General features: G+C 60.0%; 16 protein-coding genes and 1 tRNA gene. 13 read left to right on the top strand and 4 right to left on the bottom strand.

The genetic code is table 11. The features are described from left to right. The first annotated feature begins 175 nt into the window (after window positions 1-175). A complete protein-coding gene (locus BN3659_RS04115; protein ID WP_091534792.1) occupies window positions 176-1,207 on the top strand; it encodes a DHH family phosphoesterase in 1,032 nt (343 codons plus the stop codon). Between the two features lie 240 nt (window positions 1,208-1,447). Here the strand turns inward: BN3659_RS04115 and BN3659_RS04110 are convergent, their stop codons facing one another. Beyond that, entirely contained in the window at window positions 1,448-2,017 is a 570-nt protein-coding gene (locus tag BN3659_RS04110) for a GNAT family N-acetyltransferase (protein ID WP_091534791.1), read from the bottom strand. 232 nt (window positions 2,018-2,249) lie between these two features. Here BN3659_RS04110 and BN3659_RS04105 point away from each other — a divergent pair, with 232 nt between their 5' ends. The 12 genes from BN3659_RS04105 to BN3659_RS13085 all read left to right on the top strand — a co-directional run bounded on the left by BN3659_RS04105 (window position 2,250) and on the right by BN3659_RS13085 (window position 23,003). Continuing rightward, entirely contained in the window at window positions 2,250-3,611 is a 1,362-nt protein-coding gene (locus BN3659_RS04105; protein ID WP_091534789.1) for a carboxylesterase/lipase family protein, read from the top strand. A 467-nt stretch (window positions 3,612-4,078) separates the two neighbouring features. Then, window positions 4,079-4,438, top strand: a complete 360-nt coding sequence (trxA, locus tag BN3659_RS04100) for a thioredoxin (protein ID WP_091534788.1) — start codon at window positions 4,079-4,081, stop codon at window positions 4,436-4,438. Window positions 4,439-4,641: 203 nt separating this feature from the next. Continuing rightward, complete coding sequence (locus tag BN3659_RS04095) at window positions 4,642-6,957, top strand: TonB-dependent receptor (RefSeq protein WP_091534786.1); 2,316 nt, start codon at window positions 4,642-4,644, stop codon at window positions 6,955-6,957. A 24-nt stretch (window positions 6,958-6,981) separates the two neighbouring features. Next, window positions 6,982-8,379: an HmuY family protein gene (locus tag BN3659_RS04090; RefSeq protein ID WP_091534785.1), complete on the top strand. Its 1,398-nt coding sequence runs from the start codon at window positions 6,982-6,984 to the stop codon at window positions 8,377-8,379. Window positions 8,380-8,484: 105 nt separating this feature from the next. Beyond that, window positions 8,485-12,570 carry a cobaltochelatase subunit CobN gene (locus BN3659_RS04085; RefSeq protein WP_091534926.1) on the top strand — a complete coding sequence of 1,362 codons (4,086 nt, stop codon included), beginning with the start codon at window positions 8,485-8,487 and terminating at the stop codon, window positions 12,568-12,570. Window positions 12,571-12,576: 6 nt separating this feature from the next. Beyond that, window positions 12,577-13,308, top strand: coding sequence for a hypothetical protein (locus tag BN3659_RS04080; protein ID WP_091534783.1), 732 nt, complete (start codon window positions 12,577-12,579; stop codon window positions 13,306-13,308). Window positions 13,309-13,322: 14 nt separating this feature from the next. Next, on the top strand, window positions 13,323-13,925 hold the full coding sequence (locus tag BN3659_RS04075) for a MotA/TolQ/ExbB proton channel family protein (protein ID WP_091534781.1): 603 nt from the start codon (window positions 13,323-13,325) through the stop codon (window positions 13,923-13,925). Then, entirely contained in the window at window positions 13,922-14,254 is a 333-nt protein-coding gene (locus BN3659_RS04070; protein ID WP_091534780.1) for a DUF2149 domain-containing protein, read from the top strand. Before BN3659_RS04075 ends, BN3659_RS04070 begins: the two co-directional genes overlap by 4 nt. Before the next feature lie 13 nt (window positions 14,255-14,267). Then, entirely contained in the window at window positions 14,268-15,137 is an 870-nt protein-coding gene (locus BN3659_RS04065) for a ChaN family lipoprotein (protein ID WP_224757787.1), read from the top strand. 253 nt (window positions 15,138-15,390) lie between these two features. Then, window positions 15,391-15,702 carry a Bor/Iss family lipoprotein gene (locus BN3659_RS04060; protein WP_141682488.1) on the top strand — a complete coding sequence of 104 codons (312 nt, stop codon included), beginning with the start codon at window positions 15,391-15,393 and terminating at the stop codon, window positions 15,700-15,702. A 417-nt stretch (window positions 15,703-16,119) separates the two neighbouring features. Further along, window positions 16,120-19,461 carry a helicase-related protein gene (locus BN3659_RS04055; RefSeq protein WP_171847696.1) on the top strand — a complete coding sequence of 1,114 codons (3,342 nt, stop codon included), beginning with the start codon at window positions 16,120-16,122 and terminating at the stop codon, window positions 19,459-19,461. Between the two features lie 14 nt (window positions 19,462-19,475). Continuing rightward, entirely contained in the window at window positions 19,476-23,003 is a 3,528-nt protein-coding gene (locus tag BN3659_RS13085) for an Eco57I restriction-modification methylase domain-containing protein (RefSeq protein WP_171847695.1), read from the top strand. A gap of 419 nt (window positions 23,004-23,422) precedes the next feature. Here BN3659_RS13085 and BN3659_RS04045 read toward each other — a convergent pair. The 3 genes from BN3659_RS04045 to BN3659_RS04035 form a co-directional block, all read right to left on the bottom strand. After that, a tRNA-Leu gene (locus BN3659_RS04045) sits at window positions 23,423-23,507 on the bottom strand. A gap of 182 nt (window positions 23,508-23,689) precedes the next feature. After that, entirely contained in the window at window positions 23,690-25,672 is a 1,983-nt protein-coding gene (locus BN3659_RS04040; protein WP_091534773.1) for a S46 family peptidase, read from the bottom strand. 113 nt (window positions 25,673-25,785) lie between these two features. Further along, a partial coding sequence (locus BN3659_RS04035; protein WP_141682487.1) for a Maf family nucleotide pyrophosphatase occupies window positions 25,786-26,337 on the bottom strand: 552 nt, incomplete at its 5' end.

Here is a 26,337-nt window from a genome sequence, read left to right as displayed (position 1 = left end):
TTGACGCTGCCTTGGATACTCCCGTTCGGCGAAAACGATTAAAATTCGTTTTTACACGCGAGTTTTCGTATCTTTGACTTCGTCTTGGATACTCCCGTTCGGCGAAATGCAAATAAATTTGTTTTTGCGCTCGACTTTTTCGTATCTTTGTCAACCCCTCAAGCGAAACCGTATTATGGAGATTACCTTACAACAGACCGAGAGCTTGCGGCGAATGCTCGAAACTCCCGCACGGCGGATCGTCATCGTATCGCATACCAACCCCGACGGCGATGCCGTCGGTTCGTCGCTCGCATGGCGCGACGTGCTGGTGCGCATGGGACACCGCGTAACGTGCGTCGTTCCGAACCGTTATCCCTATTTCCTCGACTGGATGACGGGCATCGACGGCATCGTTACCTTCAAGACGGACGAGAAAGGGGTCGCCGCCTCCGCGATCGCGGAGGCCGACATCATTTTCTGCCTCGACTTCAATGCCGTGTCGCGGCTCGAAATCCTGAGCGATACGCTGGCCGGCAATACCGCCGCGAAGCGCGTGCTGATCGACCACCACCTCTCGCCCGATCCCGATTTCGATCTCATGTTCTCCTATCCCGATTCGTCGAGCACGTGCTTCGTGGTCTATGCCTTGATCGAGAAGATGTTCGGCACGCAGATCATCACGCCGGCCATGGCCGAAGCGCTCTACGTGGGCATGATGACCGACACGGGCAACTTCTCGTTCTCGTATCTTACGCCTGCGCTCTACCGCGCTTTGGCCGTGCTGGCCGAAACGGGGATCGACATTCCGCGCATCCACAACAATGTCTACAATGCCTATACCGAGGGCCGTGCGCGTTTGTTCGGCTATGCCATCGACCGCAAGATGAAGTTGTTGGAAGAGGGGACCGTTGCCTATATGTCGTTGCTGGAGAGCGAGATGCGTCGGTTTCAGTTCCAGCAGGGCGACAGCGAGGGGTTCGTCAACTATGCACTGACGATCAAGAAGGTCAAGATGTCGGCCATGTTCCTCGCCCACCGCAAGTTCATCCGCGTGTCGCTGCGTTCGAGGGGCGACGTGGACGTGAATCTCTTCGCCCGCAGATACTTCAACGGCGGCGGCCACCGCAATGCGGCCGGCGGCAAGTCGTTCGTCTCGATGGACGATACCATCGCCCACTATGTCCGGTCGGTCCGCGAATTCGCCGAAGCGGGCGGGTTGGGCTGACGCCGCGGGAGCGGATCCGATCGCACCTGCGTTGTCCGTGAATGCCGGGTGCGGAGACACGTCGCGGTGCGATCGAACCGAAGAGAGAACGCCGCATCCGTTGCGTCCGGTTCGAAGGGGGCGCGGCGGTCGGTGCGCGGAGGTGCAGAACGGGCGTTTCGCCGGCGGCATTGGCCGTGCGCCAGATGCGGACGGCCCCGTCAGGCGATGCGGATGCCTGTCTCGCCGGCCGGTTTTCCCTTACAGTCTCGGCAGTCGGGGCTCTTTGTGTCCGGAGTAGCTCAACACCGTTTCGCGGACGAAATCGGCGAAACGACGCGCTTCGCCGTCGTCGAGCGGACGGGGATAACTCATCAGCACCAGTTTGTGCGTAACGAAAGGTTCGCGGAACGAGGGATGGAGGTATTCGTGCGGATTTTCGACGAATCCCAGCCGTCGGTAGAAGCGGAGCCGGCGGATCGAGATCTCGTCCACCGGCGGATCTATTTCGAGTATGACGCGGCCGACCCGTTCGCAGAATGCCGCGAGCGCCTTCGATCCCATGTGCTGCCCCCGCAGAGCGGGGGATATGGCCAGATGTTCCACGTAGCGGCTGCCGCTGCCGCAGTCCCAATGATAGATGATACCGGCCAGTGCGTCGCCCGTCCAGATGCCGTCGGCTTCGAAGCGGGGATCGGCGAGCGCCCGCAGATGATCGGCGAGCGAGCGGCGCTCCTTGTAGGGGAATGCGTTCTCGTAGAGTTCCCAAGCCTCCGTCCACCCCCTGTCCGAGGGGGATTCGAAGGGTATGAATCGTATGTTCGTCTCCATGGCGTGGTTTTTTCGGCAAGATAATGCAAATTCCGCTTCGAAACAACTTTTTCCCTCGCGAGAGGCGTCCTCGGCGCATGCCGGCCGTTCGTTATGCCGCAGCGGCAGAGGGAGCTGCACCGATGCGGGCGGCGGGCGGAATGCCCCGTTCCGCCGCGGGATCGTCGCTCCGGATGCGTTCGTTTCCCGGGAAATCGTTACCTTTGCGGCCTGAAACGAAACGAATCCTGCTATGAAACCACCCGTTTTTTACGTACTCCTGTGCGGAGCGGCGCTGCTGGCCGCTTGCGGCAGCCCCGCGAACAATCCCGTACTGACCGTCGAGAGCGGCCGTATTCGCGGTGTGGAAACCGCGACCGAAGGGGTGATCGTCTACAAGGGCGTCCCCTATGCCGCGCCTCCCGTGGGCGATTTGCGCTGGCGCGAACCGCAGCCTCCCGAGCCGTGGAGCGGCGTGAGGAGTGCCGATGCGTTCGGCCCGGCTGCGGTGCAGGCCGACCAGTCAGTCGGATCGTTCTATGAGCGGGAGTTTTTCTGGATGGGCGACCCCGTTCGCAGCGAGGACTGCCTCTACCTCAACATATGGACTCCGGCGGCGGGCGAGCCGGAGGCGAAGCTTCCCGTGGCAATGTGGATTCACGGCGGCGCCTACATACAGGGCTACGGCCACGAAACGGAGTTCGACGGCGAGGCGTTCGCACGGCGGGGCGTGATTCTCGTAACGGTCAACTACCGGCTGGGAATCATGGGTTTTCTGGCCCATCCGCTGTTGTCGGCCGAAAGTCCTCGCGGAGTTTCGGGCAACTACGGCATCCTCGACCAGCGGGCGGCACTCGCGTGGCTGCGCCGCAATATCGCGCAGTTCGGAGGCGATCCCGACCGGATCACGGTCTTCGGTCAGAGTGCCGGTGCCGGCAGCGTGCAGTGTCTGGTGGCTTCGCCCTCGTGCGAGGGGATGATCGCCGGCGCCGCGATCCAGAGCGGCGGCGGCCTTCGGGGGCTCGGCCGGTGGCAGAAGCTTGCCGACGCCGAAGCCTCGGGTGCGGCTTTCACGGAGTTCGCCGGTCTGGGTACGCTCGACCGGATGCGGGCCTGTCCCGCCGAAAGACTGTGCGCACTCGCGGCGCAATATGCCGCCGAATCCGCCGTAGGGTTCCGGCCGGCTCCCAATGCGGACGGATGCCTATTGCCTGCCGGCTTCGAGGAAACGGCGCTCGCAGGCCGTTTGCCCGATATTCCTTATCTGGTGGGTTCCGTCGCCGGAGACCCGGAGCCGATGAAGGCGTCGGTACCCGATTTCGGGCGGCTGCTCGACAGTCTGGGCCGTCGGCCCGCTTATCTCTATACCTTTGCGCGGGCTTTGCCCGGCGACGGGGCCGGAGCGTTCCATTCCGCCGAACTGTGGTATCTTTTCGGTACGCTCGACCGCAGCTGGCGTCCGTTTACGGCCGCCGACCGGGAGCTGAGCGACCGCATGATCGGTTATTGGACGAATTTCGTCCGCACGGGCGACCCGAATGCCGATGGGCTGCCTCTGTGGAAGCCCTATACGAAAAACGATCCGGAGGTGTTGACGCTGGATGTCCGCAAGTGAGCTTGCGGCGCGGACGGAAAGCCGGGGCTTCGTGCGCCGGCTTTTTTGTGCCCGTCCGTATCGGAAGAGGAGGGGGAGTTGCGCGCTTTCCGTGAAAATGGCTCTCTCCGGAAAGCGGATATGCCCGATCTTTGCACGGTGAAGTGCGGAAAGCGGAGGCGAGAAGACGAAGCCCGTTTTCGAAGGGAGCGCCCGCCCGTTCTGGCCGGCGATCAGGCGCCGGGAGGTTCGGATGCCGTTCGTAGGAGGCGTTCTGCCGCTCGCAGCCGGAGGCGGCCGCCTCCGTGGCGGCGACGGAAACGGCGGCGGCTGCGCAGGAGGGGCGGCGCAGGCCCGCGAGGAGGGAAAAACTCGTCTTCGGCCATCCGAGAACATAAGGGTTGTAGGTCTATTTATTCAATGCCGATGCTGCTGTCGGAGCCGTTCAGACGGTTCGCGGGAGCGGCAGCGGGGAAAAACCGGAAAAAATGGAAGTAAAGCATTTGACGAAAGCGGAGTTTTTGAGCCGCGTGTACGATTACGAGGCTTCGCCCTCGAAGTTCGAATCGAAGGGCGACAAGCCCGTGTTGGTCGATTTCTATGCATCGTGGTGCGGACCCTGCAAGATGATGGCGCCCGTGCTCGAAGAGATCGCCGGGGAGTACGAGGGGAAAATCGACGTCTACAAGGTCGACGTAGACGACGAGCGGGAGCTTGCCGCGAGGTTCAACGTCCGAAGCATTCCTGCGCTGCTTTTCGTCCCGAAAGGCGGTATGCCGCAAATGATCGCCGGCGCGATGCCCAAAGACGCTTTGAGGGCGAAGATCGACGGGGTGCTGCTTCGGTAGGGGGGCGCTTTCGGCGTGTCGGGAGCGGACCGGATGGAGGGGCCGCTCCCGGTGTTTTGTGTCCGGTCGGTCGGCGGGCCGGGACCGCCCCCCCCCAATGTATCCTTTTAGGTAAGTTGTACGCTGAAAAAATACCGAAAAGAGGTGATTGTACGGACCCTCGGCCGTGTCGTAATTTTGCAGCCGAAAAGACGGAACGAAATATGATACGGAAAATCTGGTTCATCACGATCCTTGCGATAGCTCCCGTGTTCGCCGTAATGGGACAATCGGATGTCAAGGCAGTCCTTGCGGGCAACATCATCACTTCGGACGGCGCTCCGGCTCCGTTCATCGCCGTCCAGCTGAAGAATACGACCTACGGCGGTACGTCCGACGCCCGCGGACGGTTCGAGTTCACGGCTCCCGCAGGCGATTATACGATGGTCGTACAATCCATCACCGCCCACCGCGAGGAGTTTCCGGTGCACATCGAAGCGGGACGCCGGTACGATTTCCCGGACATCGCCATCCGCGAAAACGTCTCGCAGCTCGACGAGGTGGTCGTTACGGGACAATTCTCGCCTCAGTCCATGCGCAACTCGCTCTATAAGGTCCGGTCGATCACCAGCGAACAGATACTCCAGAAGACGCCGACCAGCGTCGAGTCGCTGCTCAACACCGAGGTGGGCATACGCCTTTCGAACGACATGGCGTTGGGCGAAACTTCGTTCGAGCTGATGGGCATGAGCGGTTCGAACATCAAGATTCTGCTGAACGGCATTCCGATGATCGACCGCGGCGACAAACAGTCGAGCCTCAGCCAGATCGACGTCAACAGCATCGAACGCATCGAGATCGTCGAAGGTCCCATGTCGGTCGTATACGGCACGGACGCACTGGCGGGCGTCATCAACATCATCACCCGTAAAGGCAGCGAGGACACTTCCGTAAGTACGTGGCGCGTGGGCGCCCGCGTGCAGGAGGAGTCGGCGGGCAAGGAGTACGAGTTCTTCCACGGCGACGGTCTGCACAACGAGAGCGTCGATCTGGCCTACAACCACAAAAGCGGATTCTACGTCAACGGCGGCTACACGCGCAACGACTACGGCGGCTGGACGGGCGATCTCACGGGGCGCGAAAAACGCTGGCATCCCAAGGATCAGTCGATGGCCAACGGCACGGTAGGCTATCACGCGCGCAACCTGAATGTCTGGTATCGTCTCGACTTCCTCGACGAGACCATCTACGGTCCCATGAACGGCAACGATCCGAAAAACCCTTCGCAGGTACGGGACAAGGATTATCTTTCGAAACGCTATACGCACCAGCTGCAGGCCGACTGGAAACTCTCCCGGTGCTTGAGCCTGAACGGGGCGTTCTCGTTCCAGAACTACCGCCGCCGCACGTTCACCACCATCACCGACCAGTCCACGGGCGACCGCTGGCTGTCGGACCTGCCCTCCGAGCAGGACACCACCACCTACAAGGCATGGGTCGCCCGCGTAACCGCGGCATGGGTCGTCTCGCCGAAGCTGAGTTTCCAGCCCGGCGTCGAGTACCAGTGGACGCAGGGCTACGGCGACCGGATCGCCGGCCGTCCCGAGATTTCGTATGCCGCATGGTTCCTGTCGGCCGAATACAAGCCGTGGGAGTGGATGAGTCTGCGTCCGGGCGTGCGCTCGTTCTTCTTCGCCGACTACCACACGCCGGCCGCGATCCCCTCGCTGCTGACCAAGTTCAACCTCGCGCCCTCGCTCGACCTGCGTCTTTCGTACGCCTACGGTTTCCGGACGCCGAACATTCAGGAGTTGTACATGTCCTACCACAACGACAACCACGACATCGACGGCAACCCGGATCTCAAGGCCGAATATTCCCACAACGTTACGGGGTCGTTCACATGGCGCATCCTGCACAACGAGCGGATTCGTCTCACGACCAGCCTCAGCGGTTTTTACAACGATTTCAAGGATAAGATCAGTCTCGTCGAGAATGTCTCGCGGCCGAACTTCTACACCTACTACAACATCGACCGTTACAAGACGGTCGGCGGATCGCTCGAAAATTCGCTCGTCTGGGGCGGTCTTCGTGCGAGCGTGAACTTCTCGCTCATCGGACGCTACAACCGCTACTCTGCCGATGCCGACGGGATGGACAGCTTCCGTTTCTCGCCCGAGGTGAGCGCGAGCATCAATTACCACATCGAAAAGAGCGGGACGGACATCAATATCTTCTACAAATACACGGGCCAGCGGAAAGAGTACTACTACCGTGAATACACGGCGGCGGACGGCTCGAAGCAGAACGAATTCTATCTGCGCGGTCTGCCGGGCTACAACACGGGCGAGATCGTCGTAACGCAGCGGATCACGCCCTATCTGAGCATCAATGCCGGCGTGAAGAATCTGTTCGATCTGACCTCGATCCAGACGATTTCCGATTCGCCCGACGACACTCCTTCGACGAGCTATCTGGGCTGCGGCCGCAGTTGGTCGATCGGACTGAAGCTGTTGCTGAACGGAAAATTCAAAAAATAAACGAATCAAAAAACCTATAAGAAAATGAAAAAACTGTTTTATGCATTGAGCTGTATGGCTGCCGTCGTCGTCGCCGGCGGTTGCAGCGACGACGACAGCGATCTGACCTATCAGGAGACGACGGTCGATTTCGCCGTCTCGGAGATCGGCATGGAGGGCGATGCCGCCGAAGTGGGACTCAAACTGAGCCGGGCGGCGAAGGAAGCATTCACCGTAACGATCCGGATGAGTTCGTCCGACGTCGCTCCGGAGGACATCGTATCCGACCCCGCGCTCGACGGAGATATGCTCGTGGTGCCCATCGCTGCGGGCGAGACTACGGGTTCCTTCACGATTTCCAAAGCCGAGGGCCGCAATCCCGAGGGTACGGTGAAATTCCGGATCGAATCGCTTTCGGCGACCTCCGGCTATAAGATCGGAACCACGACCGAGACGACGCTGTCGTTCACGGCGATCGTCTCCACGGGTACGGAGATGCAACTCGAAGGCAAGGTCGGTGATGAGAACGACCGCAACATGGTTTATGTCGATCTGAGCAACAGCACCCAGCAGCAGATCGACCGCAAGAGCTGGAACCTCGGGTTCTGCTGCGGCGAGGAGTTCCGCGTGATTCTCAACTCCTCCTACGCGACGCTCGCCGTGGCGACGGAGAAGAGCGATTTCGCATCCGTCGGGCTCGAAGACGCCGAGAAGGCGCCGAGTCTGCTCGGCGGCATGACGGACGACATCACGTCGCTCATCGACGATGTGGAGGGCGACCCGACGAAGACCGTCTTCGGTCGGATCGCTTCGTCGGACGACGAAGCCAAGGTATTCTTCGTCGCCTCGGAGGACAACAAGAAGGATGCCGAGGGGCAGGAGGACCGCACGCTGTGGTACAAGGTGAAGGTTGTGCGCAACGGCGAGGGCTATAAGGTGGAATACGGCACTGTGGGCGACACGACACCGAAGATCGTGGAGATCGCCAAGGATCCGCTCTACAACTACGTGGGCCTTTCGCTCTCGACGGGCAAGACGACCGAGGCGGAGGCCGAGGCGAAGAAGTGGGATTTCATGTGGTCCTATGCCGCGGCTTCGACGGTGATGGCCTCGGGCCCCATGCTCTCCTTCTCGCAGGATGTCATCACGATCAACCGTCTCTCGGGCGTGGAGGTCGCCACCGTAATGACCGAAACGAAGACGTATGCCGATTTCAAGTACGAGGACGTCGCCTCGGCCGAGTTCGAGACCGCGGCGAATGCCATCGGCACCACGTGGCGTACGCCTGCCATGCCCGGATCGACGGGAGGCGTCAAGACCGACCGTTTCTTCGTAATCAAGGATTGCGGCGGAAACTACTACAAGCTCCAGTTCCTCAGCTTCGGCTCGGGCGACAGCGGCGAGCGCGGACGTCCGGAACTCCAATACGAATTGCTCAAATAGAAAACCGGAACCGGATAACGGAACAGGTGTTTGGCTGGCGGAACCGTGTGGAGGGACTGCCGGCCAAACGGTGTGAAAATCCGGACCGAAATGTCCATCGACAACATGATACGCAAAAAAACAGCAATCGTCCTGCTGGCTGCCGCGATTGCGGCGGTATGCCTCTGGGCCGCATGGAGCCGCTGGGGCTCCGCGACGCGCATCGGATTGGTGAATTTCCAGAATTTCCAGACCACGAGCTTCGTCAAGTCCAACGAGGACCGCTTCGTCGAATACGAGACGGTGCCTCTCGACCGGCTCGACCGGCTGAGCCGTTACGACTTCGTTCTCGGCTTCGGCATGGGCCTGCACATCACCGAGGAGCAGCGGGCCCTGATCCGCAAGGCTGCCGACCGGGGGACGCCCGTCTACATCTATGCCGCGACGAATCCCGAGAACGACATCTCGACGCTCGACAGCCTCGAAGAGGCGGGCTTGCAGTCCTACCTGAGCAACGGCAACAAGCGCAACTACCGCAACATGGCGCGCTACATCCGCCGCGAGATCGACCGCAAGCGTCTCTTCGCCGATGCGGCCGATGCGGCCGTCGAGAGCGCTTCGGACGTGTTGTACCATCTCGACGAGGAGCGTGCGTTCGAGACGGTCGCCGAATACGAATCCTATCTGCGCGAGGCGGGCCATTTCCGCGCGGGAGCGCCCAAGGTGGCGATCGTGGGCGGTCTGAACGACCCTTTCAGCGGCAACCGCGCCAATACGGACAGTCTGATCGTCTCGCTCGAACGGGCAGGAATGAACGTCTATCCCATCTCGTCCTATCGCAAACGTCTGGCTTTCCTGAAGGGGATCGAACCCGACGCGGTCATCTATTTCGCGCACGGCCGCATGGCCATGGGCGAGGGCGATGCCGCGGTCGAATGGCTCCGGGAGCGGAATATTCCGCTCTTCTCGCCCCTCACGATCCTCTCGACGCGCGAGGAGTGGGAGCAGGACCCGCAGGGGATGTTCGGCGGCTTCCTCTCGCAGAGCGTGGTCGTCCCCGAGCTGGACGGCGCCATCTGGCCCTATGCCGTGAACGATCAGGTGATGGACGCCGACGGGGTCTACCTCTTCCGGGCCATGCCCGACCGGCTGGCCCGGTTCACGCAGGTCGTCCGCAACTTCGTCCGGCTGAAGGAGAAGCCCAATGCCGAGAAGAGGGTGGCGATCTACTATTTCAAGGGTGCGGGACAATCCTCTCTGACGGCGCAGGGGCTCGAAACGGTGCCGTCGCTCTATAATCTGCTCCGGCGGCTCAGGGCCGAAGGGTATCGGGTTGACGGCCTGCCGGCGACCGTGGAGGAGTTCGAGCGGCTGTTGATGACGCAGGGCGCCGTGCTCAGCACCTATGCCGAGGGGGCGTTCGACGACTACATGCGCGACGGCCGTCCCGCATGGGTATCGAAAGAGGAGTACGAGTCGTGGGTGCGCCGGGCGCTTCCCGAAGGGCTCTATGCCGACGTGGTGAAGCAGTACGGCGAAGCGCCGGGCAGCTACATGAGCGCCGTGCGCGGCGGAGTGCCCTCGCTGGCCGTCGCCCGCATCGACTTGGGCAACGTCGTGCTGCTGCCGCAGCCGATGGCCGCCGTGGGCGACGATGCGTTCGCCATCGTCCACGGAGCCAAGACCGCGCCGCCGCACACCTACATCGGCGCCTATCTCTGGTCGCAATACGCATTCGGAGCCGATGCCGTGATCCATTTCGGCACGCACGGCAGTCTGGAGTTCACGCCCAGCAAACAGGTGGCGCTCGGCAACTACGACTGGCCCGACCGCCTCGTGGGCGCCGTGCCGCACTTCTACTACTATACGATCGGCAACGTCGGCGAGAGCATGATGGCCAAGCGGCGCTCCTATGCCGCGACGATCTCCTACCTCACCCCTCCGTTCACCGAAAGCAAGACCCGCGGCCAGTACAGGGAGCTGACGGACCGGATCGAGGACTATTGGAAAGCTCCGGAAAACGGGCGCGGGAAGGCGTCGCTGGCGGTGAAGAAGATCGCGCTGAAAATGGGTCTGCACCGCGATCTGAGGCTCGACAGCGTGCCTTCGCGTCCCTACACGGAGGAGGAGATCGTGCGGATCGAGAACTTCGCGGAGGAGATCGCGGGCGAGAAGATCACCGGCGAACTCTACACGACGGGCGTGCCTTACAGCCCCGCGAAGATCCGTTCGTCGGTGCTGGCCATGAGCGTCGATCCGATCGCCTACGGACTGGCTGCGCTCGACCGCGAGGAGGGGAAAGTAACGGACGGACAGTTGAAAAGCAAGCCGTACTTTACGAAACGTTATCTGGAGCCGGCCCGCCGGCTGGTCGTCCGGATTCTGGACGGAGCGCAGGCCGACGAAGCTCTGATCTGCCGCACGGCAGGGATCACGCCTGCCGAACTGGCGGAGGCCCGGGAGGTGCTCGCACCGCCCAAGCGGGGCATGATGATGTCCCGGAGCGAGCGGAAGCCGGCGGCCTATACGAGCGAACAGAAACGGCGTGCGCAGGCTATCGCGGAGGTCGCACGGACGATCGGGAACGTCGCCGCCTACGAAAAGGCGTTGCGCGAGAGCCCCGAGGCGGAGATGCGCTCGCTGCTCAATGCGCTCGCGGGCGGATACGTGGCCCCGACATCGGGCGGCGATGCGGTGGCCAATCCGCAGGCTGTGCCCACGGGCCGGAACCTCTATGCGGTCAATGCCGAGGCCACACCTTCCGAACGCGCGTGGGAGCGGGGCAAAGAGCTGGCCGGGCAGACGCTCGAACAATATCGGAAAACGCACGGAGACTATCCGCGCAAGGTGAGCTATACTTTCTGGAGCAGCGAGTTCATCGAGAGCGAGGGTGCGACGATCGCGCAGGTGCTCTACATGCTCGGCGTCGAACCCGTGCGCGACGCCTACGGCCGCGTGAGCGATCTGCGGCTCATTCCGTCCGAGGAGCTGGGGCGGCCGCGCATCGACGTGGTGGTCCAGACCTCGGGCCAGTTCCGCGATCTGGCGGCTTCGCGTCTCGCGTTGATTTCGCGGGCCGTGGAGATGGCCGCCTCGGCGACGGGCGACGCGAACGGCAACCGCGTGGCCGAGAGTACGGTGGAGACCGAACGCCTGCTCGTGGGGCAGGGCGTCTCGCCCAAGGAGGCCCGCGAACTGTCGACCAAGCGCGTCTTCGGAGGCGTCAACGGCATGTACGGCACGGGTATTCAGGAACTCGTCACCAGCGGCGACAAGTGGCAGGACGAGGCGCAGATCGCCGATACGTACCTCAACAACATGGGTGCCGTGTACGGCGGCGAAGAGGAGTGGGGCGAGATGAAGGCCGGGCTGCTGCGTGCCGTGCTCCACAACACGGATGCCGTGGTGCAACCCCGCCAGAGCAATACGTGGGGTGCGCTCAGCCTCGACCATGTGTACGAATTCATGGGCGGTATGAACCTCGCCGTGCGGAACGTTACGGGCAAGGATCCCGACGCCTACTTCGCCGACTACCGCAACCGCAACCGTGTGAAGATGCAGGAATTGAAGGAGGCGATCGGCGTCGAGTCGCGCGCCACGGTCTTCAACCCCGAATACATCAAGGAGGTGATGAAGGGCGGCGCTTCGAGCGCCGCGCAGATCACGGAGGTCGTAACCAACACGTACGGCTGGAACGTTACGAAGCCCGACGTGGTGGACGATGCGATGTGGGACCGTCTTTACGATGTCTACGTGGAGGACAGCTACGGTCTGGGGACCGAGCGGTTCTTCCGGCAGCAGAATCCCGCGGCTTTGCAGGAGATCACGGCCGTGATGCTCGAAACCGCCCGCAAAGGCATGTGGCACGCCTCGGACGCACAAATCGCCACGCTGGCCGGATTGCACACCGATCTGGTTCGCGAATTCGGTTCGACGGGCGCCGGCTTCTCCGGCGGCAATGCCAAGTTGCAGGAGTACATCGCCGGCAAGACGGCGCCGGAGCGTGCGGCCGCTTACCGGCAGCAGCTCCGGGCGATGCAGACGGCCGACGTCTCGGCCGGACAGAGCGGCATGGTGCTGAAGAAGGACCAAATGGCGATGGGCGAAGAGAGCGGTCGCAATGCGCTCGACGGCATATGGATCGCGGGCGGCGTCTTCGCCGCATTCGTCGTGCTGCTGCTTGTCCTGCGCAAAAAACGAAAGGAGGATTGACGGCTCATGGAAATCATCATCAGCATACTCGTTCTGTTCATCGTCGTCAACTGCATTCTCAAGCTCAGCTTCTGGCGGGGGTGGCAGGCTGCGGTGTTCGGCCTCGTCTGCGGTGTGTTCGTCGCGGCGACCTATCCCTATGCGATCCTGCAATCGAAGACGCAGCTGGCCGACTATCTCGAAAATACCGTGGCGCTGAAAAACATGGCCGTCATCGTTACGCTCGAATCGGTCGTCTGTTTCGCCTACTGCATCGCCGTGTTGCAGGGCGCGCGGCGGCAGCGGTGGTGGATGCGTCTGCTCAAGTGGTATCCGAGCCTGCTGCTCTTTCCCGTGCTGTTCTACCTGCAGACCGAACTGATATTCGGTTTCCCGGGGGCGGATTTCACGACGATTTCCTACGTTTTCGCCGGAGCCGTCGTCGTACTCGTGCCGCTGTTGCGCCTGTTTTTCCTGCGTCTGCTGCCCGAGGGGGAGATGCGGCTCGAAATCCACTTCCTCGCAAGCCTCTTCGTCTGCATCATCGGTCTGCTGACGACCGTCAACGGCGACGTAACCTACGCCGCCGTGCGCGAGCCGATGAACTGGAAGGCGCTCGGCTTCGCTTTCGGGCTCTTCCTCGCGCTCTTTCTCGCAGGCGTGGGCTGGGGGCGGATCAAGTGGCCGCTCTTGCAGAGGATGTCCGCGAAGAGGCGGTCTCATTCCGGTGCCGGACAAACGACAATCAATAAAAAATAACCGAACGCAAATTTATGGAAACAATTTCTCAAGCACTTTTCTGGGTGGCCAACAGCCTGCTCATTCCCGACATTCTGCTGCTGCTGCTGCTGTTCATCCGCTCGCTGCTGCTCGTGGGCGGCATCTACAACCAGTACATGACCAAGCGCCGCAACGACAGCCGCCTGAACCTGCGGATCAAGGAGCTGACCCCCGAGACGGTCGGCGAACTGGCCGGGGCGCTGCCCGCGAAGGACAACTCGCTCTTCGTGCGCTACCTGCGCGATCTGCTCTCGACGCCGCCCAGCACCGACTATGCGGATTTCCTGATCTCGGAGTTCGAGAACGAGGCCGAGAAGGACGTGATCCTCTCGCGCCTGTTGACCAAGATCGGCCCCGTGCTGGGTCTGATCGGCACGCTGATCGCCATGAGTCCCGCGCTGGTGGGGCTCTCGACGGGCGATATCGGCGGCATGGCCTACAACATGCAGGTGGTCTTCGCCACGACGGTCGTGGGTCTGGTCGTCAGCGGCGTAGGGCTGGTGTCGCTGCAACTCAAACAGCGCTGGTATGCCAAGGATGTGAACAACCTCGATTACGTGGCGCGTAAACTCAACGAAAAAAACGGAAAGGCATGAGTACGACGCGTCGCAAGAGCCGCTTTGCCGGGGATGAGGATTCCGATCCGCTGAGCGTGGTCGTCAACCTGTTCGATGTGGCGATGGTCTTCGCCGTCGCGCTGATGGTGGCGATGGTCATGCACATGAACATGACCGAGGTCTTCACGCAGGAGGATTTCACGATCGTGAAGAATCCCGGCAAGGAGAACATGGAGATCATCATGAAGGAGGGCAACAAGATCAACAAATACACGCCCTCCGAGGAGCAGAGCACGGGCGCCAAGGGCAAACGGGTCGGAATCGCCTATGAGCTCGAAAACGGAGAAATTATCTATGTACCCGAATAACAGAAAGAGCAACATGAAAAAATGGATCGTTTTGACGGCGTGCTGCCTCGCGGCGACGCTGGCGACGGCGCAGGAGAAGAAGGCCTACGCCATTTTCGATGCCGAGGGTCGCAAGACCGACTACGGAGAGATGCTCCGCGCATTGGGCGAGCGGGACGTCGTCTTCATCGGCGAAGTCCACAACTGTCCCGTCGCGCATTGGATGGAGCTGGAGATCGTCAAGGACCTCTATGCCCTCCACGGAGAGCGGCTGGCGGTCGGCGCCGAGATGTTCGAACGCGACGACCAGCTGGTGCTGGACGAATACCTCGGCGGCCTGATTTCGGCCGACCGCTTCGGCAAGGAGACCAAGTTGTGGGACAACTATAAGACGGATTACGCGCCCGTCGTCGAATTCGCCAAGGCGAACGGTATCCCCGTCATCGCCACGAACATTCCGCGGCGCTATGCGAACATGGTCGCACGCGGGGGATTCGAAGCGCTGGAGCGGTTGACGGACGAGGCCCGGGGGTATATCGTGCCGCTGCCGCTGGACTACGTGCCCAACGAGAGCGTCGACCGTTATTTCGCGGCCATGCGGATGCCGGGCATGAAGGCCGGGCAGGCCGAGAATCTGTCGAAGGCGCAGGCGATCAAGGACGCCACGATGGCGTGGACGATCGCGCAGCGGATCGGCGAAGGGCGTCTCGTGCATCTGAACGGAAGCTTCCACTCGACGGCTCATGCCGGCATCCTGACCTACCTCGACCGCTTCCGGCCCGGTCTGCGGATTGCGACGGTAGAGGTCGTCCGGCAGGACGATGCGGAGCGGCTGAACGAGGAGGAGCTCGGCGACGCCGATTTCTACATCTGCGTGCCGAAGGATATGACCACGACGTTCTGACGAGGCGTTTCCCGCACTCCGGACGCGCAATGCGCAGGGAGGGCACGTACCGGCGATCCGCCGGGGGATAGCCGCAGCGAACGGGCGGCGGACCTTTTCGGGTCCGCCGCTCCCGATTCGGCATGCGGCCGTCGTTTCGGACGGTTTTTGTGTGCAGCACGAGAAAATTTATTATATTTGCAGAACCTAACCAATCCAATTACAGGTATGAAGAGACTTTTATGCTGGGGGGGGATTTCTCATCGCACTGATTATGCCCTCCTGTTACTCCACCCGGGTTCTGCATGGGGATGTTGAGCCCAACGAACCGCTGGTGCAAATCAACCGACAGTGGAACCACCATGTGATCGGCGGTCTGATACCCGTCGGCTGCAACAAACTCGAAGCTGCGGAATATGTGAACGATGCGCCCGATTTCGTGGTAAAGACCAATCAGAGTTTTCTGAATCTGCTCGTTTCGGGAATCACATGCGGCATTTACACTCCGACGCAAACGAAGTTCTATGTTCCGCTGCGTGTCTTGCAGAATGCGGCGCAAGACGGGAAGATCGAAACGGACGAATAAAAAAAAGAATCGAGAGGGCTGTCTGACAAATCTTAGACAGCCCTTTTTTATCCGTACTGCTCTTCGGGAGTTTTCCCGAATGGCAATTCTCAAAGGGGTAAAAAATGTGTAGGACAACCCCGGCTCCGGGGAATTGCGGTCGAGAAGCGGATTCCGGTCCGACGGCCTCGATGCCGTTCCGGCTTGCGGGAGAGGAACGCGAGCGGTCGGAACCGGTCGATGGGCCGTTCTTCGTCTGCGGCCGATGCTCTTCGGGGGTACACGTATTCATCCCGGCTCGCGAAATGGAAACCCTCCGGCATTTGCTTATACCGTATGAAGCTCAAGCGGATGTACCGAATATTGTCGCATCGATCGGGTGCGGGATTCGAGATTTTGTGAAAAATGTGTAATTTTGGAAGTGCTAACGAGCTAATTATGGGAGATTCGAAATTCTTTACCAACGACCTGACCAATACCCTTTTCGACAAGTTCAGCGGAATACTTGCCGAGATGCGGGGGCTCCATAGTTTTCATGCCGTTGCGGGGTATTTCCGGTCTTCGGGATATTATGCCATTCGTGAAAAGTTGCAGGGACTCGGTAAGATTCAGATACTTGTCGGCATCAATATCGACGATATCTTTCACCGCTACAACAAATCGATGATGTTCTTGCCGGGGGATAAGGTATATCGTCAGGCGCGGGAACGGTTTCAGAACGATTTTGTCGAAGATATACGCGATGCGGGCTATTACCGGCAAATCGAGGAGGGGGTCGCCCTGCTTGCGGATGATCTGCGGACGGGCAAGGTGGAAATGAAAATTCATGCCACGAAGGATCTTCACGCTAAATTCTATCTGTTCCTTCCGGAAAAACACACGCCGCATTCCGACGGCTGGGTGATTATGGGATCGAGCAACTTCTCCGAATCGGGGCTGGGTCTTACGCAGCCGCCGCGCTACGAACTGAATGTGGCGATGAAGGATTTCGACGACGTGGCGTTCTGCAAAGCCGAGTTCGAGAAACTGTGGAAAGAGGGGCTGCCCGTTACGCCCGACGATATCGAGCGGTTCGAAGCGAAGACGCACTTGGGACAGGCGCCTACGCCCTACGAAATCTACATGAAGCTGTTGATCGACTATTTCGGCGACCAGATCGAAGATGATTTTTCGCTCGATGTGCCCGAAGGGTTCATGGATCTCAAGTATCAGCGGGATGCCGTCGGGCAGGGTTATCAGATGTTGAAAAGATACAACGGCTATTTTCTGGCCGACGTGGTGGGCTTGGGCAAAACGGTCATTGCCACGATGACCGCCCGGCGTTTCGTCGAAGAGAACAGCTTGCACAGCTCCCGAATTCTGGTGGTGCACCCGCCGAAGCTGCTCGACAACTGGCGTTCGACATTCGAGACGTTCGGCATTCTGAAATACGCCGATTTCGTATCCTGCGGCAATCTGGAGAAACTTTTCGGGGAAAAGACCGATTATCTGCCGCTTGAGGAGTACGACCTGATCGTCGTCGATGAGGCGCACCGGTTCCGGAGCGATATGTCGAATATGTACGACAACTTGCAGCGCGTCTGCAAGACCGACCGCATCCGCATCGGACGTGTCGGAGGGGTGCACAAGTTGGTGATGCTGGTGTCGGCGACGCCGCTCAACATCAGTCCCCGGGATTTGTACAATCTGCTGCTGCTGTTTCAGGACAAGCGCAGTGGCAGCATCGAGGGCGTTCCCAATCTGCAGAACTATTTCGCACCCCGCATCGGCCTCTATACCAAGTTGATGTCCCCGACCAACAAGGTGATCGACATCGAAGCGATCAAGACGATTTACGAGCAGATCCGTCGGGATGTGATCGACAAAGTAACCGTGCGCCGCACCCGTGAGAATATCCTCAATTATGCCGAATACCGCGACGACCTCAAGAAACAGGGGGTGGTTTTCCCGAAGATCGAGAAGCCGCGCGGATTGGTCTACTACCTTCCCGAAAAGTTGAAAGTGCTGTTCAATGCCTCGATGGATGTGCTCACCGAACGGCTCAAATACGCGCGTTATAAGGCTATCGAGAGTCTGACCCCGGCTTTTGCGGCCCGCTATGCGAATGCGCCGCAGATTTCGGCGGCGCTGGCCGGCATTTACCGGGTTCACATGGTGAAGCGTCTGGAGAGCAGCTTCGAGGCGTTCCGCCGTTCGCTGCATAACCTCCGGCGGAATACGCAGGGCATGGTCGACATGTGGGAGGCCGACAAGATCGTCATTGCTCCCGACCTCAAGGTGAAGGAGTTGCAGGACAAGGGATTCGAGCTGGACGACATCATCGACAAGGGCATCGAGAAGTTCGGCGGTTCGAAGGAGGATTTCGTCTATCGCCGCGATGCGTTCTATCCTTGGTTCATCGACGATCTGAAGAGCGATATCGCTCTGCTCGACGATCTGATCGACGAGTGGGAGCGGGTTACGGAAGACCCCAAGCTGGACAAATTCGTCGAAGAGATCGAGACCCGAATGCTCGCTCCCGGCGAAAACCCGACCGGGAAGTTGGTGATCTTCTCCGAGAGCAAGGACACGGTGCACTATCTGGAGCGGGCCTTGAAAGAGCGCTTGGGCCGCAGCGATATTCTGAGCGCGACGTCGGACAGCCGCAAAAAACTCTTCGAGACGATCCTCGCCAACTTCAAGCCCCGTCCGAAAGGCTGCAAGCCCAAGGACGACTTCAATATTCTGATTTCGACGGATGTGCTGGCCGAAGGTGTCGACCTGCACCGCGCCAATGTGATCGTACACTACGACTCGCCGTGGAACCCCACGCGCCTCATGCAGCGCAACGGGCGCGTGAACCGCATCGGCAGCGTGGCCGACACGATCTATAACTATCTGTTCTATCCGTCGGCCGAGGGCGATGCCGAGATCCGGCTCTACCGGAATATTCTGGCCAAGTTGCAGGGTTTCCATTCGGCCTATGGCGGGGACTCGCAGATCTTCTCGCGGGAGGAGGTGCTCTGCAGCTTCGAACTGTTCAATCCGAACATCGGCGACGATGTGGATAAGATGCTGCAATATCTGGACGAGGTGCGCAGGTTCCGCAAGGCGCATCCGGCGGATTTCGAGCGCGTGCGGAACCTGCCCGTCAAATCCCGCACGGGGCGCTGCGCGTCGCGGACCGGGGGGCCGAAAAAAGACACGGCGCTGGTGTATGTCCGTTCGGCCTACAAACAGGAGTTCTACAAAGTCGAGCCGAACGACGCCCCGCCGGCGAAGCCGGCCGGTATGGACCGGCCGGGATTCACGGTGCAGAAGGAGCGCTTCACGGTCGCGCCGCTCGGGTTCCTCGAAGCGGCGGCATTGTTCCGGGCGGCGCCGGATGAAAAGCCGCTTCCGCTTTCGGAGCGGCACTACCAGAGCGTGTCGGCGGCCCAAAGGCGCTTCGACAAGGATGTTACGGATATGCTCGACGACGCCGTACCTTCGTCGAGCGAACAGGATAAGACGACCAAAACGGCCGAACGATTCCTCAAATGGATCTGGCGCAGCGGGCAGCACCCTGCGACCAAGGAGCATTGCGAAATTTTGGGTCATTACGTGGAAGCGGGAACTTTTACGAAGCTTTCGCGCGAGCTGAACCGTCTGGAACGCCGTTATCGCCGGTCTGAGATCGGGTTCGAAGAGGTGGAGAAAGCGATCCGGGCTTTCGTGATCCGCTATCATAAGAGCGAGAAAAGGTCGGGCGCCGGGAGCGATCCCAGATCGTGCGTCGTATTGGCCGAATATTTCGAATAAAAAGAGACTGACCTATGCAGCAGGAGGAACCGAGAAGCGAATTGAGAAAGCTGTTCCGGCAGCCCTACGATTCGGAGAAATGGAAGCGGATGCTGATCGATTTTTTCGGTGCGACGGAAATGCGCCGGGAGGCGCGCGTGCTGACCTCGGAGCACGACGAGAAAGTTACGGGTTACGAACTCGGAAAGCTCCGTTTGCCGGGGTTCGATATCGGTCTGTATGAGTTCGAGATCAGGGGATACCGCATCGGGCTGAATCGTGTCGGTCTGCGCTCGTTGGTCAAAAGCTATACGGCCTACGATGTCGAGGCCGCGCTGGTGGTCTATTACGACGACCGTCAGTGGCGGCTGTCGTACATCTGCAATCTGCGCGACGGGAAGACGGCTCCCAAGCGTTTTACCTATTTGTTCGGCAATCCCGACGAGACGTACCGCACGCCCGTCGATCGGTTTCTGCTGCTCAGGAACAAAGGGGTTACGCCCGAAAACATATACGAGGCATTCTCGGTCGAGAAACTGAATGCCGACTTTTTCAACGGCTACAAGGCCCAGTTCAGGAAATTCTGCGCGTATATCGGCGGGCGGGAGAAGTGGCAGCGGGATTATGTCAAGAAGCTGTTGGGGCGGCTCGTCTTCCTGCAATTCCTCCAGAAGAAGGGCTGGATGGGTGTCCCGTCCGAAGCCCGAGGGTGGACGGGCGGCGATGCGAACTACATGCGCACGCTGCTCGACCGTCATAAGGGCAACGACCGGCTGCTCGCCGAGGTGCTCGAACTGCTGTTTTTCGAGACGCTCAACCGCAAGCGGGAGGACGATCTGGCCGATCCGCTGCTGGGCGACCGCATCCGCATTCCTTATCTGAACGGCGGTTTGTTCGACCGCGATGCTCTGGACCGGAACCGGATCGACTTCCCGTATGCTTATTTCGACGAGCTGATCGAGTTTTTCGCCCAGTACAACTTCACGATCGACGAAAACGACCCCGACGACAGCGAGGTGGGCATCGATCCCGAAATGCTGGGGCACATCTTCGAGAATCTGCTCGAAGACAACAAGGACAAGGGGACGTTCTACACCCCGAAGGAGATCGTGCAGTACATGAGCCGCGAGAGCCTGATCCAGTATTTGCGGACGCATACCGACGAAGCGGTTCACGCCGCTGTCGGCCGGCTGATCCGCACGGGCGAGGTCGATCCTGCGCTGCAGAACCCCAAGGTCGCGGCGCGGCTCGACACGCTGCTCCGTGAGGTCAAGGTGTGCGATCCGGCGATCGGCTCGGGCGCTTTCCCGATGGGGGTGCTGGGCGAAATCTTCAAGTGCCGCCGGGTGCTGTACGGCTTTACGAAGCGGCGGGAGGCCTTCTCGCCGTCGAAGGTCAAGCGCGAAATCATCCAGAAGAACATCTACGGCGTCGATATCGAACAGGGTGCTGTCGATATCGCCCGCCTGCGCTTCTGGCTGTCGCTGGTGGTGGACGAGGAGGAGCCGCAGCCGCTTCCGAACCTCGACTACAAGATCATGCAGGGCAACTCGCTGCTCGAAAGTTTCGAGGGGATCGACCTGAGCAGATTCGCCGTGCAGCCCGAAGCGGACGGCTTGCTGTTCGGTTCGCCGGCCGATGCCCAGACCCGCCGGGCGCTCGGACCTCTGATCGGGCAACACTTCTCGGTAACGGACCATGCCGAAAAGGAGGGGATCAGGGGAGAGATCGACGCGATCATCCGGAGCCATATCGGGAATGCGCTCGACCTCAGGGAGCGGGAATTGCTGGCCGAAGAGGCGCAGCATATGCGGGCGGTGAAAGAGAACCGCGAGTTCATCGATAACCCTTCGACCGCCGCAGGCAACCGCCGCAAGTACGAGAAAAACCTGAAATCGGAGGAGGCCAAGTTGAAGCGGACGCAGGAGAAGCTCGAAAAGGTCGGCGCGAGCCGCGTGCACATCGGGCATCTGGACCGCACGAACTGTCCGTTCTTCCTGTGGCACACCTATTTCAAGGATGTGTTCGACCGCGGGGGATTCGATATCGTGATCGCCAATCCGCCGTACCGAATTTTGACTAAAAATAATACGGATAATTCTGAATTGTTCTGTTATATAAAAGATTATGAGTCGATAAAAAATTCATATTCTAAAAATCTTTTTACACTTTTTATAGAATTAGGTATAACTAAATTACTGAAAAAGGGAGCTATTATTGCATATATTATCCCAGAAGGCTTGTTCAAAACGAGAAGTTATGAAGGTTGTACCGGAGTTATGTCGATGTATGGTAATACATTGATAACTGTTACTTTCACGGATTATGTTTTTGAAAATGCGGTAACGGGTAGTTTAATTTTTGTTTATCGTAAGCAACATGATGATTCGATTACAAAAAAATACCATTTTGATTCTAATTATCATCTGAAAGAGATTGTCGAAACCCATAATCCAATCTTATCTAAAGTTTCAAGTGGTGCAACTCCGCTCGCCGAACTAACTACTATTTTCAAGGGGATGGTCGTTAAGAACCGGTCTCAATGTATTTTTTCAGAAAAAAGGAATTTGCCAGATATATTCTTGCTGGGGAAAAATATTTCTAAGTGGGTTGTTAAATCACAAAATCATACGGATTATAAAAATTTATCGATCATTGGAGGTACAAAAAAGTTGTCTAAACATCAGCAAGTTCCAAGAATTCTTATTCGACGCACAGGAGACGCTTTATGTTGTGCGTTTCTTGAAGTCCCAGCACTTACAGAAAGTACATTATATTCGTGCTGGTCGACCACAACAAATGTCTCGAATAGATATTTAATAAGTCTTCTTAATTCAAGATTGTTAGATTATTATAATCATCAGTTGTTTATTACGAATCAGCAAGGTTTTCCGCAGATTTTGATGTCTGATTTGGAACTTTTACCGATTAAAATTGCTGAAAACCAGCAACCTTTTATCGCCCTTGTCGATCGGATTCTCGAAGCCAAGCGCGAGAACCCCGCCGCCGACACCTCGGCCCTCGAAGCTGAAATCGACCGGATGGTCTACGACCTCTACGGACTCACTCCGGCCGAAGTGGATGTGGTCGAAGGGCGGACGCCGCCCGCGGAACGTCCGGACGAAAATAATAGGGGTAAAAAATTCGACTTCTTTATCTCCCACGCCTCGGAGGACAAACAAGACATTGTCCGTCCGCTGGCCGAAGCGCTCAAGGCGGCCGGATGCCGTGTCTGGTACGACGAATCCGAACTGAAGCTCGGGGACAGCCTCCGCAGGAAAATCGATCACGGATTGGCCAATTCGAGATACGGCATCGTGGTCATATCCCGCAACTTCATGAAAAAGAACTGGCCCGATTACGAGCTGAACGGCATGGTGGCCCGTGAGATCGACGGCGTGAAGGTCATTCTTCCGCTGTGGCACGGCGTAACGAAAAAGGAGGTGGCCGCCTACAGCTCGTCGCTTGCCGACAAGCTGGCGCTCGACACGAGCGAAGTCGGGATTCCCGAGATCGTCGGGAAGTTGAAAGAGCTGCTGGCGGAGCCGGTGCCGGAGGAGTGAAATCGGGAGGCGGACAACGGTCCGATGCGGTTGGAGCAATCCCGGGAAACGAAGCCGCGAAACCCGCTGGAGAAGGGGCTGCGGAATCGACATCGGCCTGACGACCCGTCGAGAGGAGTTGGGAGGCATCGTTTCCCCATGGACCCGATTTGCGGTCCGACCGGACGCAGGGTGCGGCGGAACCGTGGGCGCAGATGCGGCGCGGCGCTCCGGTCCTGCCGACGAAAGAAGCGCCGGAGAGTTCGGTCTTCGGAGGCGGCCGGATTCAGGGGTAAATGATGCAGATGCCTCCTGCTCCGCGCCGGGAAAAGCGAAGGGGCTGTCTGACAAATCCGATTTCAACGATTTCACCCCTGTCAGAATGAATTCCGGCAGGGGTGATTTCCGATTTTTGGGGCTTGTTAGACGGCCCCTATCTGTGCCCAGGACAAGACTCGAACTTGCACGAACTAAACGTTCACTACCCCCTCAAAGTAGCGTGTCTACCAATTTCACCACCTGGGCTTGCGTTCCCGAATACGGACTTCGGGAGTGCAAATATAGATACTATTTCGGTTTCTGCAAAATATCCGGTGAAAAAAATCGGATTTCTCGCTTCATTCCGTGCGGATTCTGTCCGTATCGGGTGCAGAGCCTCCCCGGCCGAATCTCTTTTTTCGTCGGTCGCAGACGCCTTTCGGCGGCCGCTACTTCCGCAGCGTCATCTCGTCGAGCAGATAGCCCGCGCCTCCCACGCGGTCGATGACGAAGAGCACGTAGCGGATGTCGACGGCGATGTTGCGGCAAATCTCGGGATCGAACTCCAGATCGCTCATCGTCGAGCGCCACGTGCGGTCGAAGTTGACGCCGATGAGTTCGCCGCGCCCGTTCAGCACGGGCGAACCCGAGTTGCCGCCCGTGGTCTGGTTCGTGGCGAGGAAACAGACGGGGACCGTGCGCCGGCCTTCGATCTGGGTGCCCCAGCGGCCGTAGGCTTTCGAGGCGTAGAGGTCGCGCAGGGCTTGCGGAATGTCGTAGTCGTAGACCGTCGGATCGTCCTTGGCGATGATGCCGTCGAGGGTCGTGAGCGCTTTGTGGCGCTCGCCGTCGGCATAGCGGTAGCCGGCCACGGTGCCGTAGGATACGCGGAGCGTGGAGTTGGCGTCGGGGAAGAAGGCACGCCCGGTGTCCCACTCCTGCAATCCGCGCATGTAGGTCTTGTAGAGCTCCTCCAGACGGGCGCTGCCGAGATTGCGCAGGCGGCGCAGTCCGAGTGCGGCGGTCAGTTCGCCGACGTTCTGGCGTATGTCCCTTTCGAGTGCGGCGAGCTCTTCGCTCGCGGGATCGTCCGCCGCGAGGGCGAACAGATGGTCGGCATAGGCTTCGGCGCCGCCTGCGCGCCGGATGCCTTCGCGCACGGCGGGCAGCAGGCGGTCGCCTTGGCAGAGGGAGGCGTATTCGCCCACGGCGAGCCGCCAGAGCGCCCGTTCGGTCGGGCGGCGCGCTGCGAAGAGCGGATCGGTCCGTTCCGCTTCGGGATAGGGCATCGGCAGCGTGCGGAGGGTCTCGGAGAGGACTTCGAGGTTGAAGAAGATCGGGATGATGCGGGCGTATTCGGCCTTCAGCTCGCGCACGACGTCGCGGTATTCGGGTTTGTCGGCGGCCCACGCTTCGAACGCGGTTTCATAGGCGCGTTTGCGCTCGGCGGTCCGCAGCCGTTCGAGGCCCAGCACTTCGCCCTGCCACTTTTTCCATGCGTTGGCGATGTTGGCGTGGCGGGCCGCATAGAAGATGCGCAGCGCAGGGTCCGTCTCCTGCGCCCGGCCGATCAGATCGAGCCTTGCGGTGCGGATGGCGATTTTGGTCGGATCGGAGATTTTCTGCGCGTATTCGACCGCATCGGAGAGGACGTATTGCTGGGTGTTGCCCGGGAAGCCGTAGATCATCGTGAAGGCTCCCTCCTCGGCGCCGCGGGTCGAGACGGCGAAGTGGCGGCGGGGACGGTAGGGGACGTTCTCGGGCGAGTAGGCCGCCGGCTGGTTGTCCGGACCGGCATAGATGCGGAACAGGGAGAAGTCGCCCGTGTGGCGGGGCCAGATCCAGTTGTCGGTGTCGCCGCCGAACTTGCCGATCGACGAGGGCGGCGCGCCGACCAGCCGCACGTCGTCGAACTGCTGGTAGACGAAGAGGAACTGCTGGTTGCCGTAGTACATCTGCTCGACCGTCGCGCGGTAGTTGGGGCCCTCCTTCTCGGCTTCGGCGATGATCCGCTCGGCGGTTTCGCCCGCCGCGATGCGGTCCGTTACATCGTCCATGCGCACCAGAAAGCGCACGAAGAGCCCCTCGGCCGGCAGCTCCTCGGCCGCGGACATGGCCCAGAATCCGTGCGTGAGGTAGTCGTGGTCGACGCTCGACAACGCCTGCACGGCGTCGTAGCCGCAGTGGTGGTTCGTGAGCAGGAGCCCGCGTTCGGAGATCAGCTCGCCCGTGCAGAAGCCGCCGAACGAAACGACGGCGTCCTTCATCGAGGCGCGGTTGACGGAGTAGATGTCTTCGGCCGTGAGGCGGAATCCTTTGGAGCGCATGTCCCCGATGCGCGATCGGATGAGGCTCGGGAGCCACATGCCCTCGTCTGCGAGAGCGGGCAGTGCGAGCAGCGTACAGAGTACGGCGAACAGTGTGCGTTTCATGGGTTTGGTGTTTTACAGTCGTTTAATCGCTTCGGCACATTCCCGCATGCGCGCGGAGTGCGGTCGGAGCGGGGTTGCGGATTCTGTCGTGCAAGATACGGAATTCCGTCGGATTATCCGAGAAATTCGTTCAGTTCGACGTAGAGTTTCTGCACCGGCAGCCCCATCACGTTGTAGAACGAGCCTTCGATGCGTTCGATGGCGGCATATCCGATCCACTCCTGTATGCCGTAGGAGCCGGCCTTGTCGTAGGGTCGGAAGGTGTCGAGGTAGTAGGCGATCTCCTCGCCGGCGAGGGGCCGGAAGCGGACGTCGGTGCGTGCGCCGAACGAGCGGCTGCGCTCCGCGGTGCGGAGCGTAACGCCCGAGACGACCGTGTGCGTCGCGCCGGAGAGGCGCCGGAGCATCGCGGCCGCGTCGTCGCGGTCGCGGGGCTTGCCCAGCACGGCGCCTTCCGAGACGACCACCGTGTCGGCCGTGAGCAGAATTTCGTGCGGCGCGAGGGGATGGGGATAGGCGTCGCTCTTGAGGCGTGCGAGGTAGAGCGGCACCTCCTCGGCGGGCAGCGTCGGCGGGTAGCGTTCTTCGCAGTCGTATTTCGGTGCGAGTTCGAACGGCAGGCCGCAGGCGGCGAGCAGTTCCCGCCGGCGGGGCGACTGCGAGGC

The organism is Alistipes sp. CHKCI003 (genome assembly GCF_900021155.1).
GTDB classification, from domain to species: domain Bacteria; phylum Bacteroidota; class Bacteroidia; order Bacteroidales; family Rikenellaceae; genus Alistipes; species Alistipes excrementavium.
The sequence above is the reverse complement of the archived record's forward strand: the minus strand, read 5'-3'. Positions and strand labels throughout refer to the sequence as shown.

Bases quoted from the DNA above. Each gene is read 5' to 3' on its own strand.
- BN3659_RS04115 (WP_091534792.1), top strand. From the start codon at position 176: ATGGAGATTACCTTACAACAGACCGAGAGCTTGCGGCGAATGCTCGAA.
- BN3659_RS04110 (WP_091534791.1), bottom strand. From the start codon at position 2,017: ATGGAGACGAACATACGATTCATACCCTTCGAATCCCCCTCGGACAGG.
- BN3659_RS04105 (WP_091534789.1), top strand. From the start codon at position 2,250: ATGAAACCACCCGTTTTTTACGTACTCCTGTGCGGAGCGGCGCTGCTG.
- trxA (WP_091534788.1), top strand. From the start codon at position 4,079: ATGGAAGTAAAGCATTTGACGAAAGCGGAGTTTTTGAGCCGCGTGTAC.
- BN3659_RS04095 (WP_091534786.1), top strand. From the start codon at position 4,642: ATGATACGGAAAATCTGGTTCATCACGATCCTTGCGATAGCTCCCGTG.
- BN3659_RS04090 (WP_091534785.1), top strand. From the start codon at position 6,982: ATGAAAAAACTGTTTTATGCATTGAGCTGTATGGCTGCCGTCGTCGTC.
- BN3659_RS04085 (WP_091534926.1), top strand. From the start codon at position 8,485: ATGATACGCAAAAAAACAGCAATCGTCCTGCTGGCTGCCGCGATTGCG.
- BN3659_RS04080 (WP_091534783.1), top strand. From the start codon at position 12,577: ATGGAAATCATCATCAGCATACTCGTTCTGTTCATCGTCGTCAACTGC.
- BN3659_RS04075 (WP_091534781.1), top strand. From the start codon at position 13,323: ATGGAAACAATTTCTCAAGCACTTTTCTGGGTGGCCAACAGCCTGCTC.
- BN3659_RS04070 (WP_091534780.1), top strand. From the start codon at position 13,922: ATGAGTACGACGCGTCGCAAGAGCCGCTTTGCCGGGGATGAGGATTCC.
- BN3659_RS04065 (WP_224757787.1), top strand. From the start codon at position 14,268: ATGAAAAAATGGATCGTTTTGACGGCGTGCTGCCTCGCGGCGACGCTG.
- BN3659_RS04060 (WP_141682488.1), top strand. From the start codon at position 15,391: ATGCCCTCCTGTTACTCCACCCGGGTTCTGCATGGGGATGTTGAGCCC.
- BN3659_RS04055 (WP_171847696.1), top strand. From the start codon at position 16,120: ATGGGAGATTCGAAATTCTTTACCAACGACCTGACCAATACCCTTTTC.
- BN3659_RS13085 (WP_171847695.1), top strand. From the start codon at position 19,476: ATGCAGCAGGAGGAACCGAGAAGCGAATTGAGAAAGCTGTTCCGGCAG.
- BN3659_RS04040 (WP_091534773.1), bottom strand. From the start codon at position 25,672: ATGAAACGCACACTGTTCGCCGTACTCTGTACGCTGCTCGCACTGCCC.